At 48.7% G+C, this 17,706-nt stretch carries 15 protein-coding genes and 1 tRNA gene; 9 read left to right on the top strand and 7 right to left on the bottom strand.

The window, feature by feature from the left end:
• Positions 1–12 precede the first annotated feature (12 nt).
• A complete protein-coding gene (locus CWE07_RS06240) occupies positions 13–561 on the top strand; it encodes a cell division protein ZapC domain-containing protein (protein WP_111569028.1) in 549 nt (182 codons plus the stop codon).
• A 7-nt stretch (positions 562–568) separates the two neighbouring features.
• Here the strand turns inward: CWE07_RS06240 and cls are convergent, their stop codons facing one another.
• The gene (gene cls / locus CWE07_RS06235; RefSeq protein WP_111569027.1) at positions 569–2,005 is read right to left on the bottom strand and encodes a cardiolipin synthase; all 1,437 of its coding nucleotides are present in this window, start codon (positions 2,003–2,005) and stop codon (positions 569–571) included.
• A 144-nt stretch (positions 2,006–2,149) separates the two neighbouring features.
• Here cls and CWE07_RS06230 point away from each other — a divergent pair.
• The 6 genes from CWE07_RS06230 (at position 2,150) to rmf (ending at position 8,696) form a co-directional block, all read left to right on the top strand.
• Positions 2,150–2,226, top strand: a tRNA-Met gene (locus tag CWE07_RS06230).
• A gap of 77 nt (positions 2,227–2,303) precedes the next feature.
• Complete coding sequence (gene rlmKL, locus CWE07_RS06225; RefSeq protein WP_111569026.1) at positions 2,304–4,442, top strand: bifunctional 23S rRNA (guanine(2069)-N(7))-methyltransferase RlmK/23S rRNA (guanine(2445)-N(2))-methyltransferase RlmL; 2,139 nt, start codon at positions 2,304–2,306, stop codon at positions 4,440–4,442.
• Complete coding sequence (locus tag CWE07_RS06220) at positions 4,435–4,674, top strand: glutaredoxin family protein (protein WP_111569025.1); 240 nt, start codon at positions 4,435–4,437, stop codon at positions 4,672–4,674. Before rlmKL ends, CWE07_RS06220 begins: the two co-directional genes overlap by 8 nt.
• Positions 4,671–6,590, top strand: a complete 1,920-nt coding sequence (gene uup / locus CWE07_RS06215; protein ID WP_111569024.1) for an ATP-binding cassette ATPase Uup — start codon at positions 4,671–4,673, stop codon at positions 6,588–6,590. The genes CWE07_RS06220 and uup overlap by 4 nt, the downstream gene beginning before the upstream one ends.
• 5 nt (positions 6,591–6,595) lie before the next feature.
• Positions 6,596–8,344 (top strand): DUF3466 family protein, encoded by a 1,749-nt coding sequence (locus CWE07_RS06210; RefSeq protein WP_111569023.1) that lies wholly within the window; start codon positions 6,596–6,598, stop codon positions 8,342–8,344.
• Positions 8,345–8,522: 178 nt separating this feature from the next.
• Complete coding sequence (gene rmf / locus CWE07_RS06205; protein WP_111569022.1) at positions 8,523–8,696, top strand: ribosome modulation factor; 174 nt, start codon at positions 8,523–8,525, stop codon at positions 8,694–8,696.
• Positions 8,697–8,837: 141 nt separating this feature from the next.
• Here rmf and fabA read toward each other — a convergent pair whose 3' ends face one another.
• Together fabA and CWE07_RS06195 are read right to left on the bottom strand one after the other, a co-directional pair.
• Positions 8,838–9,350, bottom strand: a complete 513-nt coding sequence (gene fabA, locus CWE07_RS06200) for a 3-hydroxyacyl-[acyl-carrier-protein] dehydratase FabA (protein ID WP_111569021.1) — start codon at positions 9,348–9,350, stop codon at positions 8,838–8,840.
• 69 nt (positions 9,351–9,419) lie between these two features.
• Entirely contained in the window at positions 9,420–11,402 is a 1,983-nt protein-coding gene (locus CWE07_RS06195; RefSeq protein ID WP_126818983.1) for a Lon protease family protein, read from the bottom strand.
• Between the two features lie 165 nt (positions 11,403–11,567).
• On the opposite strand from CWE07_RS06195, the gene CWE07_RS06190 reads away from it, so the two are divergent.
• Together CWE07_RS06190 and CWE07_RS06185 are read left to right on the top strand one after the other, a co-directional pair.
• Positions 11,568–12,353, top strand: coding sequence for a MipA/OmpV family protein (locus tag CWE07_RS06190; RefSeq protein WP_111569019.1), 786 nt, complete (start codon positions 11,568–11,570; stop codon positions 12,351–12,353).
• Between the two features lie 152 nt (positions 12,354–12,505).
• The gene (locus CWE07_RS06185) at positions 12,506–13,504 is read left to right on the top strand and encodes a serine hydrolase domain-containing protein (RefSeq protein ID WP_157983231.1); all 999 of its coding nucleotides are present in this window, start codon (positions 12,506–12,508) and stop codon (positions 13,502–13,504) included.
• A 23-nt stretch (positions 13,505–13,527) separates the two neighbouring features.
• Here the strand turns inward: CWE07_RS06185 and CWE07_RS06180 are convergent, their stop codons facing one another.
• The 4 genes from CWE07_RS06180 to CWE07_RS06165 form a co-directional block, all read right to left on the bottom strand.
• Positions 13,528–14,406 carry a MaoC/PaaZ C-terminal domain-containing protein gene (locus CWE07_RS06180; protein ID WP_111569017.1) on the bottom strand — a complete coding sequence of 293 codons (879 nt, stop codon included), beginning with the start codon at positions 14,404–14,406 and terminating at the stop codon, positions 13,528–13,530.
• Positions 14,407–14,853: 447 nt separating this feature from the next.
• Complete coding sequence (locus CWE07_RS06175) at positions 14,854–15,885, bottom strand: IS110 family RNA-guided transposase (protein WP_111569016.1); 1,032 nt, start codon at positions 15,883–15,885, stop codon at positions 14,854–14,856.
• A 110-nt stretch (positions 15,886–15,995) separates the two neighbouring features.
• A complete protein-coding gene (locus CWE07_RS06170) occupies positions 15,996–16,769 on the bottom strand; it encodes a group II intron maturase-specific domain-containing protein (RefSeq protein ID WP_198679888.1) in 774 nt (257 codons plus the stop codon).
• A 370-nt stretch (positions 16,770–17,139) separates the two neighbouring features.
• Positions 17,140–17,667 (bottom strand): fasciclin domain-containing protein, encoded by a 528-nt coding sequence (locus tag CWE07_RS06165; RefSeq protein WP_111569014.1) that lies wholly within the window; start codon positions 17,665–17,667, stop codon positions 17,140–17,142.
• Between the last annotated feature and the right edge of the window lie 39 nt (positions 17,668–17,706).

Below are 17,706 nucleotides of genomic sequence, written 5' to 3'. Positions count from 1 at the left end.
AGGTTAGACAGGATGTCAGTCATTCATTGGGAGTGGCTATTCGATACTTCACGCCAGACTTTGCAAATCGCAATGGATGGCGTGCTATTGGATATCAGCTATCCCCGCCGCGCTCTGCAGCAGAATTTGCCGGCGCAAGCCGCATTTGATCTCGAAGACGCCAATCTATTTCAGCGCACTCGAGACTATTTGGAAGAACACTCTCCGCTCGGCGTCAACCAGCAATTGCAAGCTGCCATTCATATCACAGCGGCGGCGCGTTTCCTTAAGCCTAGCATGCCACAAAGCTGGCATTTTCGTTTTGGTGACGTTTTTGAGCCTTGGCCTCATACGCACATGCTGTGTAAGCTTGATTCAGGTTTAGCAGCCGGTGATTTTCTGATTGTTGAACAAAACGAACGCTCTTCGCTCTGCATGTTGCTAGACGACAACTTACGTTTGGCGCCCACCAAGGAGCTGAAGCGCTTCGAATGTATTCGGGTGATTAACGACCGTTCACAGCCCAGCCCACATCACCCCTTGCCTCAGCGTTGGCAGTCCGACTGGTCATCTTTGGCCTAAACCCAAGTTACAGCAGTGGGCTTAAGAAAAATACCAGACGCTCACGCAAACGCGCCAGTATCGAGCGTTTGTGCCAGCGCTCCGCGCAAATTGATTCACTTTGCTTTGAGTAACCGGCGACTAAATCACAGACTGCTCGGCAGCTTTGTGGATGAAATAGCGCTAAGCTGATTTCAAAGTTTAACTGCAAACTACGCGCGTCTAAGTTGACGCTGCCAAACAAAGCGAGTTGTTCATCAATAATAATCGCTTTGGTGTGTAGCAAGCCGCCGTTGTACATACGAATGTCTGCACCATGTTGCAGCAAGTCCTCATAGAAAGCTCGACTTGCCCAACTTACCAAGCGTGAATCATTGCGCCGTGGCACCACGATAGTCACTTTGACACCGCGACCAAGTGCCTGTAACAGCGCTTCGAAAATTGGCTCAGGCGGCACAAAGTAGGGCGTGCAGATAACAATCTCTTTGTCTGCCCGATAAATCGATACCAGCATGACTTCAGTAATGACTTCATGTCCTAAGCCTGGCCCTGATGGAATACTTGCCAGCCATTGTTGGTTGGGATGCTTATCTGTGTGTAGCCGCGTGGTATAGTGTTGCTCGGTTTCAACCTCCCAGTCCCATGCGAACACTTTGGCTAACCCAAGTGCAGCGGCGCCACGAAACCTAACCATTGCATCAATCCATTCACCAACATTGGCTTTACGATTGAAAAACTTGGGGTCCGCCATATTCATCGACCCGGTGTAGGCTATCTCATCGTCAATCACTACGACTTTTCGATGTAAACGAAGATCAGCGCGGCGCAAGGCTAAGCGCCAAGGCGACACGGGTAATGCATCAACAACTTCGATACCGGCTGCACGCAGCTGTTTATAACCTTGGCTGAAGAAGAAGCCCCAAGACCCTGCATCGTCAGCAAGGATCTTGATCGTCACGCCACGCTCTGCAGCGGCCACAAGTGCTTGTTCAACTTCATTCACTCGCCCCTGAGAATGCCAGATGTAGAACTCCATTAAGATAGTGCGCCGGGCATTGCGTATGTCCGCGATAATGGCATCAAAAATGTCGTCGGAGTCTTCGATTAACGTGAAGTCATAATAATTTAGAACCCCAATACCAAGTCGTGTATGCAACAACTGTTGAATAGCGACGGCTAATGGGGAGTCGGGTAGGGTGTCATTTTCGTTTTGTAGTGACTCGGTAAGACGTTTTAGATCACGCATATAAGGTTCGCGCATTGACTCTGATTTTTCTGCGCGTCGGTGACCGAGCTGAATTTCACCGAAAATAAAGTAGAGTAGAGCACCTAGCAGCGGCACCACGTAAATAATCAGTAGCCAAGCCAGCGTTGCACTTAAACTTTGACGCTTAAAAATGATCCTCAAGGTCACGCCGACAACGAATACCAGGTAAATGACAAATAATATATTGGATGAAATCATCTTAATTTGGGTCTACTTCTCTTATTGTTGCTTTGATTTTAGTCGCTTTGCTGGGAAAATCATCACTTAAACAGTATTTTAGCAAGTTTTCGTATTTAGGGCTTGCGCTTCATCAAGGGCATCAGTATAGTTCACGCCATCGGACGCGGGGTGGAGCAGTCTGGTAGCTCGTCGGGCTCATAACCCGAAGGTCGTAGGTTCGAATCCTGCCCCCGCAACCAATTCTTTTCTCTTTCCCGGTAAACTTCTTTCCCATGGTTCGCTATAATCGGCGCATCATTTCAAATCAAGAATCTACATGCTGAATTATTTCGCTACCTGCGCTAAAGGTTTAGAGTCTTTGCTATTCGAAGAACTGCAAAGTCTGGGTGCCAGTGACGTTAAACAAACGCTGGCAGGGTGCTATTTTCGTGGTGAACAACAAGTTGGCTATCGTGTCTGCTTGTGGTCAAGACTCGCAAGCCGCGTACTTCTGCAAATTGATAAACAACCAGTGCAAACCCGTGAAGAGTTGTTACAAGCTGCCACTGATATCGATTGGCCTAGCTTGTTTAGTGACCGCGCCACCTTTGCTGTGGACTTTCGTGGCACGAACCAATCCCTGAAGCACACTCAGTTTTCTGCCCGCGTGGTAAAAGATGGGGTGGTTGATCGCTTTCGCGAAGACCAACACGGTCGCCCAAATGTCGACCCAGACCAGCCCGACGTACGCATTAATGTCCGCCTTGCCAAAGATCATGCGTCATTCTACCTCGACTTAAGTGGTGAGAGCCTGCACAAACGTGGATACCGCGCGGAAAAAGGCGCGGCACCGTTGCGTGAAACCCTAGCTGCAGCAGTGGTGGAACGTAGTGGCATTGCCCAGTTGCTCGCAACAACAACGGACGAGCATAAAACCTTACTCGATTTATTTGCCGGTTCAGGTACTTTGCTGCTTGAAGCCGCTTTAGTGCTGACTGATAGAGCGCCCGGCTTAGCGCGTGAGCGTTGGGGTTTTGAAGGCTGGCGAGGACACCGTGAGAAAGTTTGGCAAGCCCTTAAGCAAGAAGCTATTGAACGCTTCGAGCATGGCCGTCAAAACTGTCAGGTTCGCTTAGTTGCCGTGGATATGGACGCGTCAGTGCTTCAAGCCGCGAAACACAACGCCAGCGTGTTGGAAGTTGAGCACTTATTCGAGTTTCACTGTGCCGACGCATTAGCGTTTGATGCCAGTGAGCTGCCGTCCGGGCTTATCATCAGTAACCCACCATATGGCGAACGCCTTGGGGACGAGCTAGGTGTATTATTAATGTTCCGCCAACTTGGCCAACGTTTACGCACCCATTACCAAGGCTGGCGGGTTGGTTTGTTGGCACCAGAAGAGGTGCTGCTTAAACGCCTTAAATTAACTAGCGATAAGAAATACAAACTGTTTAACGGTGCTATACCGGTGACGTTAGCCTTGTTTGATATTAACGAATCTCAAGTTGAGTTTACAAAAACTCATGATGATGCCGTGGCTAACCGTTTACGTAAAAACGCCCAGAAGCTTGGTAAATGGGCGCGCAAAGAAGGTGTCTCTTGTTACCGTTTATATGACGCTGATATTCCAGAGTACAATGCCGCGATTGATGTTTACGCCGACTATTTGGTCGTGCAAGAGTATGCTGCACCTAGCAACATTCCAGGTGGTGTGGCCGATGACCGCTTCTGGCATATTCTCGAGACCATTCCTGCAGTGTTACCCTTCGATGAACAGCATATGGTAGTCAAACAGCGTAAACGCCAGCAAGGTAAAGAGCAGTATGAAAAGCAAGATAACGAGCAAACCATAGAGTTTGAAGTCAGCGAATATAACGCCAAGTTCAAAGTTAACTTGTCGGACTATTTAGATACGGGCTTGTTTTTAGACCATCGTATCGTGCGCAAACATATTCAAAGCATCGCCGCTGGTAAACGCGTGCTGAATTTATTTGCTTATACAGGCACGGCGTCAGTGCATGCCGGGCTAGGTGGTGCAAGCCATATCACGACCGTCGATTTATCGCGCACCTACCTGAATTGGGCAAAAGATAACTTCCGCCTGAATCATTTAACTATCACCAAACATGACTTTATTCAGGCGGATTGCTTGAATTGGCTAGCTGATATGGCTGCCAGTCAAGCTGAGCAATGGGACTTGATATTCCTTGACCCACCAACGTTCTCTAATTCAAAGCGCATGGAGCAAAGCTTCGATGTGCAGCGTGATCACTTAACATTACTGCAGGATGCCGCCAGCTTGTTGGCACCGGGCGGCACTTTGGTATTTTCGACCAATAAACGCAAGTTTAAGATTGACCAGGCTGGCCTTACTGCTGCGGGATTAGTGGCCGAGGATAAAAGCGCGTGGTCGATTCCTGAAGATTTTAAGCGTAATAAGCATATTCATCAGTGTTGGTTTATTTCCCATGGCTGATTTTTACCTGTTAACGCGGCATCCATGTCCTTTATGTCAGCAAGCACTGGTGATGATTCATCAATGTGAACTGGAAGAGCCGATTAACTTGCATATGGTCGATATTGATGAGCAGCCATCGCTGCAGCAAGAATATGGTTGGCTGATACCCGTGTTGGTCCGAGACAAGGACGATGCTGAGTTGAAATGGCCGTTTGAACAAGCGACTTTGCTGGAGTTTTTACAAGCATGAGCACCTTATTGCAGTTAAAAGATGCGCAGTTAAGTTTTGGGTCTGACCCGATTTTAGACCACGCCGATTTCGCCATTGAAGATGGCGAGCGGGTGTGTATTGTCGGGCGTAACGGTGCTGGCAAATCGAGCTTAATGAAAGTGATCGATAAAGAAGTACTGCTCGATGGTGGTACTTTGAATATGAGCGGCATACGCGTTGCGCGTTTGCCGCAAGATCCGCCCGCTCAAGCCGATGTCAGCGTATACGATTATGTTGCTGAAGGATTGGCAGAAACCGGTGCGCTGCTCAAACGCTTTCATCAGTTAAGCCATCTTTTAGCGCAAGGTGACGAGTCGGTACTCAACGAATTTGGTACCGTACAGCAAGCCATTGATGCGCGTGACGGTTGGCAATTAAGCACCGCCATTGACCAAGTGTTGACGCGCTTAAAGCTAGACCCAGAAGCGACCTTAGCACAGCTGTCTGGCGGTTGGTTGCGTCGTGTTGCACTAGCGCGTGCGCTCGTTGTGCAGCCCCACGTATTATTGTTGGACGAGCCAACCAACCACTTGGACATCGACATGGTAGAGTGGCTTGAGCAGCAGCTACTTGATTTCCAAGGTGCGATAATTTTTATCAGTCACGACAGGGCGTTTATTCGTCATTTGGCGACCCGAATTGTTGACCTTGATCGCGGCAAGCTTGCCAGTTTTCCTGGTGACTACGATGCTTACTTGAGCCAGAAAGCCCATTTGCTGGAAGTTGAAGCGACGCAACGTGCGGAATTTGACAAGAAGTTAGCCCAAGAAGAAGCCTGGATTCGTCAAGGCGTCAAAGCCCGGCGCACACGCAATGAGGGACGCGTTCGCGCACTCGAGGATTTGCGTAAACAACGCGCAGCGCGACGTGAGTTACTTGGCAGCGCCAAACTCAACATTAGTGAAGGCAGTCGTTCTGGCAAAATTGTGTTTGCTGGAGAACAGGTCAATCTGAGCTTTGGTGACAAAGCGATTATTCGTAATTTAGACCTGACCATTCAGCGCGGCGATAAAATTGCATTGGTAGGGCCGAATGGCTGTGGTAAAAGTACGCTGATTAAGGTTATTTTACATCAGCTTGACCCCGATTCCGGCAAGGTGAAATATGGCACCAATATTAAAGTTGCCTATTTTGACCAGCATCGCGCAGCATTAGACCCTGAAAAATCAATCGCTGAGAACGTGGGTGATGGTAAGCAAGACGTTGTTCATCAAGGACGCCCGCGCCATATTCTGAGTTACTTGCAAGATTTTCTATTTTCACCACGCCAATCGCAAACCCCGGTGAAAGCCTTGTCCGGTGGAGAACGCAACCGCGCGTTATTGGCGAAATTATTCTTGCCAGAAAGTAATGTGCTGATTCTGGATGAGCCTACCAACGATCTCGATGTCGATACCTTAGAGCTGCTTGAACAGATAGTCAGTGACTACCAAGGCACAGTACTGTTGGTGAGCCACGACCGAGAATTTGTGGACAACACCGCCAGCAGTATTTTATTGTTCGAAGGTGATGGCGTAGTGAGCGAAATTGTCGGTGGATACGCCGATGTACAACACTATCTAAAGCATAGAAGCGCACAAGCGTCGGCCGCGATAAAAAAGCCTACGCCGGCAGGAACCAATTCAGGCGATCAGAAGTCTGAGCCCAAAGGTTCAGCCCAGCGTCCGAAAAAGTTATCATATAAACTGCAACGGGAGCTTGAGCAGCTGCCTAAAGATATTGAGTCGATGGAGGCTGAACTAGCGACATTACAGGTGCAAGTAAACAGCGCCGAGTTTTTTGCTAAGCCCCATGAACATACAGAACCAGTGTTAACCCGAGTGGCCGAACTTGAAGAAGCGCTCATGCTCGCACTTGAGCGTTGGGACGAACTGGAACAACAACAAGGTAATTGATCCGCATGCTAAAGAAGTATTCTGTAAGCGTACTAGCAGCTGCAGTGGCAGCATCTGTCAGTGTCACTGCAAATGCCAATGACGCACTTGAAGTGGTCGATTTAGGCACAGCACCTGGCGCCTATGTCACTTTCCCAGGCGGTATGAACGAACTTGGCGAAGCGGTCGTTGTGAACCGCGAGCTTTGGCAACAAAATATCCGCTATGACTTGTTAACCCAAGAAGTATTCGGTGAACTCGATTTTGACAACTTGACGGACGCGCAATACCGTTCGGTGCGTAACTTGTTGAATAACCCTCAGGGTTTTGCAGGTAATCCGGAGGTTCAAAAGTTAGCGACTCAAGTGAGTCATATCTTTGATGGCTCAGCTCGTTTTTTACTTGGTTTTGATGAGTTAGATGCAGAAACCAATGAATTTACGGATTCCGTCAATGTAGTCGCCAATGCGATTAACGATGCTGGATTCATTGTTGGCTCTGCGGGCGAAGCCTATCAACGCCGCGATACCACAGACCGCGAAGGCGAACCTGTGCGTTATTTCATGCGTGATAGTTACCCACGTGCTTTTGTATATCGTGAAGGCGAAGTCACGTTTTTACCTTCTGATCCCCTCGAAGGTGAAGAGGTATTCCAAGGCGGGACTGGTTCAGCATTTGCGATTAACCAAAACAATCAAATTGTCGGCCGCGCAGCTGTGGCAAATTCAGTTAACTTGAATGCTCGGTTAGTGATTTGCCAAACACCACCGGAAGAAGAGGGTGCCGCCAGCGCCGCCAATGAAGAACTTAATGTTTGCGTATGGCGTTTTTGGAACACCAATGAAGTGCTTAGCGTTGCCCAAGGCTCAAACCGCGCGCCTATCTTTATTGAACAAGCCCATCTTTGGCAATTAAATGATGATGCATCGGTTGAAGCTGTACGTTTAGGCGGTTTTGAACGCTTAACCACGATTACTAACCCTGAAGATGAAGACGATGTAACAGAGCAGCTCATTCCTCTACCGAGTCGTGCACTTGATATTAATAATCAAGGCATTGCGGTGGGTACTGCCCAGCGCGTGGTAGACTTTACCAATGCTAATGGTCAGGTATTTCCAAATATCACTGTGACCAGCTCAGTGGCTTTTCGCGATGGTGACATCATTCCGTTGCAGCAAGAGTTTCGTGCTCAAACCAGTGAAGCTACAGCGATTAACGACAATAACATTGCCGTGGGATACAGTATCCTGCCAGCCGGCTCAGCGTCTCGCTCACGCGCATATTGGGTTGATTTGAACAGTGACTCGCCGGAGATGGTATATCCAACCGGATTCTTTAATACCTCATCTTGGCGTCCAAGAGCAGTCAATAATCAAAATGTAATGGTTGGTCAGGCAGAAGTAACCGCTGAAATCGCACAACAACGTCGTACAGTCGGTTTCATGTATGATATTGATAGTAACGCAATCACTGACCTTAATACTTTACTGCCATGTAACAGCGGCTATCGGATTGTGGATGCGTATGACATCAATGACCGTGGCGAGATCCTCGCGCTTGCAACCACGAGCGTTGCAATACCGGTAGATGGTGAGGATGATGTGGCTGCACGCCTTCGCGCAGTGCGTTTGCAAGCAGGCTCTGGCTCTGCGTGTGGTGAAGGCGCCGGTGAAGACGTTGTGGAACGCAAGGGCGCGAGCGTGCACCCAATCGTCGCTGGTGTTATGGCGCTGTTTGCATTACTTATTACCAGACGTCGTATGAAACGCGCTTAATACGCCTATTTCGTCTATAAAAAAGGACGCCCAAATCAGACGCTTACGACAGCGCACCTGATTTGGGCGTTTTTTTTATTGAACTTTCATCTAAATGTCATTATCAATACATTATGACCTGCTGAGAAGCGCTCATTTTCAATTCGAAAATATGTTGCTAAAAAAAGAGGAAGTGACCATGAAAAGACAGAAAAGAGACCGTCTAGAAAGAGCACACTCACAAGGTTATAAAGCGGGGATTGGAGGGCGCTCAAAAGAGTATTGCCCGTATGCCCAAAGCGACGCACGGTCTCAGTGGCTCGGCGGTTGGCGCGATGCGATGGAAGCGCGCAACGAAGGTCTTTTTCGCTAGGTTAAATTCACCCGTGTTGGCCTGCTAGTAGAGCTGGTCACACCGTAAGTATCTAGCTAACTACTTATCAATTTCTTATAAAGACAAGCCCCACATCATGTGGGGCTTGTTGGTTGTAACTCTGGATATTACCAATTGGGTTTAAAACTTGCTGGTATCCGTAAAGAGGCCTACTTTGAGGTCTTTCGCAGTGTAAATAGTGCGGCCATCAACACGCACTTCACCGTCACCCATACCCATATATAAAGAACGTTTAATCACACGCTTCATATGAATATGGTAGGTAACTTTCTTGGCTGTTGGTAAAATCTGGCCGGTAAATTTCACTTCACCCACACCAAGTGCACGGCCACGACCTGGGCCACCCGAGCAAGCAAGGAAAAAGCCGAGTAACTGCCACATGGCATCTAAGCCCAAACAACCAGGCATCACTGGGTCGCCAGGGAAATGGCAATCAAAGAACCACAAATCTGAATGAATATCCAACTCAGCTTCGACGTAGCCTTTGCCATAGTCGCCCCCATCGTCGTCCATATGGGTTACACGATCCATCATTAGCATATTAGGTGCGGGTAGTTGCGAGTTACCTGGACCAAACATGTCACCACGACTACAAGCTAAAAGCTCCTCTTTTGTATAACTAGACTGTTTCATTCAGCACCAAAGGTTAAGAAAACTGGCGCTAACTTAGCGTACATGTGTACGCCTGACAACTCCGAACAGTTAACTTTTGCGCCAGAACTGCCACCAGGGTGTGCTGTCCTCATCGTCTTGAGCGAACCGAATACGGCGTTGAATACGCCCAAACAGCGTATTTTTATCAAAGCTTTCGACTTCGCCACATGGTGTATCCATCAGTAACTCAAAGGCCTCTTTCACGTGTTTGACGGTATAAATTTGAAATACACCAGCAGCAACCGCCTCAATCAACTCATTGGAAAGGTGTAAATTACATTGGTTCGAGTAGGGGATAATCACTCCTTGGCCGGGCTGAAAGCCGCGATGTTTACACAGCCGGAAAAAACCCTCGATTTTCTCATTAACGCCACCAATGGCTTGCACATTGCCAAATTGATCAATCGCGCCTGTCACCGCTAGGCTTTGATTAATAGGGCTACCCGATAATGCTGACACTAAACAGCACAGCTCAGCCATTGACGCAGAATCCCCGTCAACCTCATGATATGATTGCTCAAACACCAAAGTCGCCGATAGCGGCATTGGGTCTTTACCCGCAAACAAGTTAGCTAAATAAGCCATTAAGATCATCACACCTTTGGTGTGAATATTGCCGCTGAGCTCCGATTTGCGTTCAATATCGATAATATCGCCGTCACCATAGTGTACCGTCGCAGTTATTCTGGATGGCTCACCAAACTCACTTCCGCCCATAGTCACCACCGTTAAACCATTGATTTGACCAACGACTTCACCATGGGTATCAATTTTAACCTGTTCTTCAAGAATACCTTGGCGGCTTAGCTCAGCAAGGTAATGCTCGCGGCGGTGGTAGGCTTGGATAGCACTTTCAATATCAGACACCTCGATACGCTGATTGCGTGCTTGGGCGGCTATTGAGTCGGCTTCTTGCAACAGTTGCTGTAAACGAATGGTATCTAAACTTAGCTCATCTTGGTGCTCAGTGAAGCTTGACGAAATAGCCAATAACGCTTGCAACGCTTGCTCACTCAACGGGCGGTGCTCAGCGCGCTGCTGCAAGTATGCTAAGTATTTGAAATAGGCTGCGACAGAATGCTGCTTGGTGGAGAAGTGATCAGTGAAATCAGCCAAGTACGGAAATAAATTAGCAAAGTCAGCGTCCAAATCGCGTAACTGCGAGAGTAGGGCGCGGCTACCGGCTAAAATAACTTTGAGTTTAATCGGCACCGGTTGCGGTTGGTAGAACGTTGCTTGCTCGGGTACCGACCAGACAAACTCGCCGCGTTTTAAAATGTGCTTGAGTCGTTGCCAGTATTCACCTTGACGCAATAACTGTTCAGCATCAATGACTAAAGTGCCGCCATTGGCTTTTAATAACGCGCCTGGTTGAATCAGGTGAAGCTCACTGCTCACGGTACCGGCAATAGTTTGCACCCGGATTTGCCCAAATAGATCAACTTCAGATACGCGTGCGCAGTACCGCCATGCCACAGCGGGGGATTGTGTCACCACAATGTTTGCAAGTTCGTCACCAGGCAGCTCTGCAAATGGAATATCGCGAATGCGCTCTAAGTATCGTGTCAACGGGGGCCAGTTAAACTGCTCTTGTAGACTGTTTAAAAGTGGCGCACGATCGGCAGGTTCGGTATCCAGTAAGGCCCATAAACGCTCGATGATGGCTTTACTGCTGCCCGCTGGAAGGTGCATGCAAATGGGCTGAGCACCATCGTCAGGGTTCACTAAATACACCCAGTCATGCAAATCAGTGGTGTGCCATTGTTGGCGCTCGGCTATTACACTGAACACTTGCTCAACGTCCATACCGCTTGGCGTGACGGCAAATACGTGGGCATGGTGGCCACCAATATGTTGCACACGTGCTATGGCATCCAACGCCCGCTGTTGACCGACGAGAGGGTCACTCACATTGCTTGGTTGACGTTGTGCTAACCAGCTTGCAGCAGGGCTGCTTAATTGCTCAGGTAACAGACGTTGGGCGCCTTCCAAAACGGCAGGGTGATTCAGCATAGATGGGTGTTGGCTCACTGCGGATCCTTATCAATATCAAGTCAATGTATGATACGGCAAATTCGCAATCAGCTCCAAACCTTGCGCGCTTAAAATGACGATAAACAATTTGTGGTCTTTCTGCGTATCTACTATGTGTTACATCGCAGTAAGGTTTTGCTTAACAGACAGGGATTTAGCTACATGACGTATTCAGGTATTAAAACACTCACTCAGCGTTTGGTGTGCATCGGTGGATTATCATTGTTCGCTACCACGGCACATGCTGAATGGAGCTTAGGTGTTGCAGGTATTAGTTCCGACGGTAGTTTCCGCGGTATTGACCGCGACACCTTCGCTGTCCCCTTAATTGGCTACGAAGGCGAGCGCGTTTACTTTCGTGGCCTCGAAGCGGGCTATCGATTGAACCCACAGCCACGCAACACGCCGCCTGCGCAGCGTTCTCCCCATGAATGGGCGATTGTGGTTACCGCTGCGCCATTTCGATTCAGACCTAGTGACAGTGACGACGCGCAAATGCAATTGCTGGATAGCCGCAGCTTTAGCGCTGAATTAGCCATCGATTATAAATACAGAACGCCATTTGGTGTGGCTGATTTACGTGCTGGCCAAGATATTCGCGGCAACGGCCATAGGTTGTCGGGTAGCTATGCGTACCCGATATCAACTGACTTTCGGCGCTGGCAAGTAAGCCCAGCTGTTGGTGTCACGTACATTAGCAGCGGTTACACCGATTATTATTATGGTGTCAGTGCGCAAGAATCAATTCTAAGCGGCTTACCTGAATACAGCAGCCAAGATGCGTTCAATCCATTTGCGCGGGTTAGCGGTTATTATCGATTTAACGAGTCCTGGAGCATGTTCGGCGCGTTCACAGGCTCACGCTTATCCAGCAAGATAGCCAACAGCCCAATGGCGGAAGGACGCTATATAAATTCCGTAATATTGGCGGTGTCTTACACCTTCTAATATACATTCTGCGGTTTCGCATAATGCATATTATGTTAAATATGTTATATGTTTGGTTAAGCACCTTTGTTCAGGTTTACGTAAAGGTTTAATCACAATCAAGAAAAGTGACGTAGTCTTTAAATAATTAAAGAATTATAAGGAGCTGTTTTTTGAAACTGCTAACTACACTCGTCGTTGTGATAAGCCCAAGCCTATCCGCATCAGCAATTGCTGAAGTGTCTGATGATACGTTGTCTCAAGGTGTCGACCGCCTTGAACGCTTGCATAACATCGTGATCCTGCATCAAGGTGCCGTCGCTTTCGAATACCACAATCGCGGGCCTGCGCCTACGGAAGCTGCCAACATTAAGTCTGTGTCTAAATCTGTCATTTCACTCATAACCGGCATCGCGATTGATAAAGGTTATTTAAGTGGCTTAGACCAACCCATTAGTGACGTGCTCGGCGAGCACATGCCTGGCAATCCACCCGCTGATTTAAGCCAAATTACCATTGAACACTTACTGTCGATGCAGTCGGGCTTGCAGCGTACTTCAGGCCAGCATTATGGCACTTGGGTCAATAGCCCAAATTGGACTGAATACGCCCTCACCCGGCCAATGGTTGATGAGCCAGGTGGTGACATGCTGTATTCAACGGGTAACAGCCACATTCTCTCAGCCATATTGCAGGAACAAACCGGTAAGAACTTGTTTGAGTTAACCCGTGATTGGTTGGGCACGCCGCTGAATGTCAGAATTTATCCGTGGCAACAGGCGCCTGAAGGTGTCACCTTTGGTGGCAATGACATGATGATGTCAACGCATGCGTTAGCTTGGTTTGGTCAGTTGTATTTGGATAAAGGTATCGCCAACGGGCAGCGTGTGGTCAGTGAAAGCTGGATAGATGAAAGTTTTCGCCCGAGAACACAATCAGTATACACGGACGATCCGTACGGTTTAGGCTGGTTTTCCTACCAATTTGGCGATATTCAAGCATTTTATGGCAGAGGATACGGTGGACAGCTGATCTATGTTATCCCGCAATTGGATTTGAGCATAGCGATGACATCAAGCCCATACCCACCGTCAAATGGCCGTTATTTACAACGCCAACACCGCTATATAGAGGATACCGTATTGCCCTACTTCGCCGGAGCCACCAACTAGCCCCAGCGATACAGTAGGTTCTGTTACAGGTGGAATACACCGTCCAGGTAACTTTTTTCACCTTGCGCATCGCTGACGCATAATTTTGCGGTGGCAGGATGAATATGGCTGACGCCTTCAGTTGGCAAAGCCATTGGGCGCTTAAACATTACGTCCATCTGTTGCACTGGTTTGCCATAATGACGCTCAATATCGGCTTGGATGCGAGCAACAGAATACATGCCATGTATAATTGGCTGACTAAAGCCGAACCAGCGTGATAGCCACGGATGTAAGTGAATCGGGTTGTAATCACCAGATAAACGCGCATATCGACGCCCGCTAGCAGCATCTAAATGCCAGATATCCAATTGCTCCCATGCAGACAAATCAAGTTGTTCCTGAGCCAAACGTCGATTAGTCGGCGATTTACCACCACTACCAACTTGATAGGTACTTTCACAACGCAAAATACTATGGTCATTTTGCAAAAACTCCACCACGTACAATAAGCGCACACGCTTACGAGTACCAGCACGAGGTGGAATTTGAATGTCGACTTTGAGTGTTAGCGGCAATTCTGCCTGATACGGCATGATCCATTGCATTTTGTTGGCGACATGCACCATACCCAAAATCGGCCACGGAAAGCGTTTGTCTAACATCATGGCCAAATGAGCTCGCTGTGCAATCAGGTAGAAAAAGGTTAACGGATATTCGCTAACTAAACCTACAAATTGCTGTTTATAAGCGCGAAGTACATCAACGTCGATGGATTCAACCGCAAAATGACCTTGAATATTTTCCAGCGCGTCATCCACTTTGCCGTTACGGGCAACAGTAGGGACGGCTTTTGCCAACATACCAGGTAAGGCGGGCAACAAGGAAGGCTGAGACACCATGATGTCCTCGGAATGCTGCATGAACTGAACTCCTTTCAATATAGACTGCTTTTCGCGCCGCCGCTATATTACCAAATTGGCTAGCGCATAGCTTATTATTTTGTACTGGTATGTGCTCTGAGGATACAATCGAGTAGGAGGAGGCCTCACGGCCTCCGTCCTCTCACACCACCGGGCATACGTGTATGGACTCCTCCTCTATTGCAAGCACTTTGTTTGATCGAAGCAAAGGTACGACTGCCTACGTGTATCCGGTCTCATTAATGATGCCGTTGCAAGGCATCGGACCCTGATGGGCTATTCGCGCACTGGCTCCCAATTGGCTCCACGAGCTCAAGGCTCTCCGCATGCAAAGGGTTTTTCCAGTGCCGGTTCGACCTGTTCGCCATCAATCAAAGTGCCACGCAATCGTGGTGAGTTATGACTCCTGTTTAACGCTTTGTTTTGTTGCTATCTACAATCGAACACTCAAGCCGCTGCCAGAGCTTCGTCATAATCAACTTTCTTGTAAATTAAAGCCCAAGCAATACGAGCTGTTTTGTTGGCTAAAGCGACCACCGCCACATTGGTGTGTTTCCTGGAAGCTAGGCCTTTTAACCAGCGACTCAGGCCATCTTCTTTGTTGGTCGCATGTCGCAATACTGCTCTTGCCCCATGCACCAGTAATTTGCGTAAATAGCTGTCACCCCGTTTGCTAATGCCCAATAGTCGATCGCTGCCACCAGTACTATGTTGTCTGGGCGTCAATCCCAGAGAGGCTGCAAAATCACGGCCTTTTTTAAAGGCTTTTCCATCGCCAAGTGCTCCTGAAAGGGCGCTGGCAATTAAGGGACCAACACCGCGCAGTGTCATTAAACGCTTAGCAACCGGATCACATTGAACGCTCTCACGGATTTGTTCATCCAGCTTTTGAACACGACCATCAAGATAGCGAAGGTCTTCTGCGAGATCGCTCAGCAATTGCCGGAAAGGATAAGTGAGACCATTTTCTGCATCTTCTAACCAGTTGGGCAGGGCAAGTCTCAGCTGATGAATGCCAATAGGAGCAATAATGCCGTATTCACCGACCAATCCACGAATTTGGTTAGCCTTGGCCGTGCGCTGAGCAACCAGTTCTTCCCGAATGCGATGCATGGCCTGGATATCCTGCTGCTCAACCGATTTTGGGGTGACAAAGCGCATGTTGGGGCGACTCATGGCTTCACAGATGGCCTCAGCATCAACACGGTCATTCTTGTTACTTTTGACATAGGGTTTAACAAATTGAGCGGCAATCAACCGAACCCGATAACCACGCTTTTGCAACTCACGCGCCCAGTGATGAGAAGAGGCACAGGCCTCCATGCCGATTTCAGCACCGGCAGGTGCTTTATTACTGATAGCATCCAGCCATTTGCTGCGTGAATATTTTCCTTGCCAGCAGGTTTTACCCTGACGATCTGCGCCATGAACATGAAAGACAGACTTTGCAATATCAACACCGACACGGATAATGGTCATCTGGACTTCTCCTCATAGTTGTGATGGTTTTTAACCTACTCACCATTTTGGCACATCGATGCCGGTTAGGTGAGGAAGAGTCCATCCCATTGGTTCCGTACCACGGCGGTTCATAGGTTACATTTGAGCTGATGGTAGCTGTCCATCAGCGATATCAAGCCCAGTCTATCAAACAACTTCTTCGGTAATGCCTGATTCATGTGCGACGCACCTGCGTTCCACCATGAGCCGCGCCCATTGGTGGTACTCAGGACTGCACGTTTCTCGGCAATACCGAGCCGCATCAACATCCGCGCACGAGTTAATCCCCGTTTCCATTGTCGCCAGAGTATCTTCCTTAAATGGCGACGAAGCCAGCCATCCAGTTCATTGAAGATGCCTTTGGCGTCTGCGTGGTGGAAGTAGTTTATCCAGCCACGCAGTTTGGGTGCGAGTTCGTTCACCGTTCTGCGGATGCTCCAGCCTTTAGCCATTCGCAGTAGCGCTTTGATGTTGCCTTTAAGGCGTTTCACGCTCTTATCAGCAACTTTGAGTCGGATGTTATAGTTCCGACTACACACCGTGTAGCCAAGGAAGCTGCGCTTCCAAGGCCTGTCGGCCGCACTCTTTTCACGATTGACCTGAAGCTTCAGGCGCTGTACGCATGGGATGCCCAGCATCCGCATGCCTCCGCCGGGCTTGGGTATCTCTACCTTACGCACCGGTTGTGGTCGATAGCTGCCCTCCAGCAGTTGTTGTTTGATATGCTGCCAGTGGGTTTGCAGATAGCCTTTCAACGCATCTGTGGTCACACCGTCTACCCCCGGTGCGCCTTTGTTCCGGCCCACTCGTTGATAAGCTTGCAGCATATTTGACCGTTCAGTTATCGCTGACATTACGTCCATATCAGCCCCGCTCGGAGTTGCTCTTGTTGATGCCGTGAAGCACTGCACAACCTGACCGTCCCGCGCAGGCTTCTGGCCTTGCGGTTTGGGTCGGGTGAGCATATCGCTCTTGCTGTGGTATGTAACATCATCGAATCAACAGGCTCCGATTCATAACCTATGTTCAGCCCTTCAGCTAGCGGTGACCAGCCTACTACGGCCTCGGCTGACTTCTGCTGCTCCATCCTGATACCTCACAGCATCAGTAGCTTTAAGCAAAGCAACAGACCTCCCAGGGTAATGCGCGTGACCTTCCCACTTATGCCTGGCGCACAAATAAAAAGCCAGCTTGCGCTGGCTTTAGTTAGAATTTACGCGATGAAGCAAGTGCTTAACGTGCTGAGTAATCCGTTGGGATAATCACTGTGTCGATTGCGTGAATCACGCCATTGCTCGCTTCGATATCTGCATACGTGACCGTGGCTGTATCAACCATCACAGTACCGTAGCTTGCCACGACACGAACTGGCCCACCTAAGGTGTCAATCGTGGTTTCATCTGACGGTACGTCTTCCGCCATGATTTTGTCACCTACCACGTGATAGCTTAACACTGCACGCAACTGATCGGTGTCATCTAAAAGCGCTTCGAGTGCGCCTTCAGGTAACGCGTCAAACGCATCGTTAGTAGGTGCAAATACGGTATATTCACCGTCTTTGTCCAATGCATCCTGCATACCGGCGGCTTCCAATGCCGTGACTAACGTAGAAAAACGATCATCTTCTTTCGCCAAACTAACAATGTCTTTCTTGTCATTATCATAACCGCCGCCGTGGTTGTGTGCTAATGCTGAGAAAGACACTGAAGCTGCGACTAATGCTGCAATACTTGAAATACCTAATGTACGTTTGTTTAACATGGTAATACCCTCTCATCGTTGATTCACCATGTTATACGC

Source organism: Aliidiomarina maris, assembly GCF_003987335.1.
In the GTDB taxonomy this organism is placed as follows: domain Bacteria; phylum Pseudomonadota; class Gammaproteobacteria; order Enterobacterales; family Alteromonadaceae; genus Aliidiomarina; species Aliidiomarina maris.
Note: the sequence above shows the minus strand (reverse complement) of the source record. Positions and strands in the feature narration are given on the sequence as shown.

Excerpts from the sequence above, each read along its gene's own strand:
- CWE07_RS06240 (WP_111569028.1), top strand. The coding sequence starts at position 13 with ATGTCAGTCATTCATTGGGAGTGGCTATTCGATACTTCACGCCAGACT.
- cls (WP_111569027.1), bottom strand. The coding sequence starts at position 2,005 with ATGATTTCATCCAATATATTATTTGTCATTTACCTGGTATTCGTTGTC.
- rlmKL (WP_111569026.1), top strand. The coding sequence starts at position 2,304 with ATGCTGAATTATTTCGCTACCTGCGCTAAAGGTTTAGAGTCTTTGCTA.
- CWE07_RS06220 (WP_111569025.1), top strand. The coding sequence starts at position 4,435 with ATGGCTGATTTTTACCTGTTAACGCGGCATCCATGTCCTTTATGTCAG.
- uup (WP_111569024.1), top strand. The coding sequence starts at position 4,671 with ATGAGCACCTTATTGCAGTTAAAAGATGCGCAGTTAAGTTTTGGGTCT.
- CWE07_RS06210 (WP_111569023.1), top strand. The coding sequence starts at position 6,596 with ATGCTAAAGAAGTATTCTGTAAGCGTACTAGCAGCTGCAGTGGCAGCA.
- rmf (WP_111569022.1), top strand. The coding sequence starts at position 8,523 with ATGAAAAGACAGAAAAGAGACCGTCTAGAAAGAGCACACTCACAAGGT.
- fabA (WP_111569021.1), bottom strand. The coding sequence starts at position 9,350 with ATGAAACAGTCTAGTTATACAAAAGAGGAGCTTTTAGCTTGTAGTCGT.
- CWE07_RS06190 (WP_111569019.1), top strand. The coding sequence starts at position 11,568 with ATGACGTATTCAGGTATTAAAACACTCACTCAGCGTTTGGTGTGCATC.
- CWE07_RS06180 (WP_111569017.1), bottom strand. The coding sequence starts at position 14,406 with ATGCAGCATTCCGAGGACATCATGGTGTCTCAGCCTTCCTTGTTGCCC.
- CWE07_RS06175 (WP_111569016.1), bottom strand. The coding sequence starts at position 15,885 with ATGACCATTATCCGTGTCGGTGTTGATATTGCAAAGTCTGTCTTTCAT.
- CWE07_RS06170 (WP_198679888.1), bottom strand. The coding sequence starts at position 16,769 with ATGGACGTAATGTCAGCGATAACTGAACGGTCAAATATGCTGCAAGCT.
- CWE07_RS06165 (WP_111569014.1), bottom strand. The coding sequence starts at position 17,667 with ATGTTAAACAAACGTACATTAGGTATTTCAAGTATTGCAGCATTAGTC.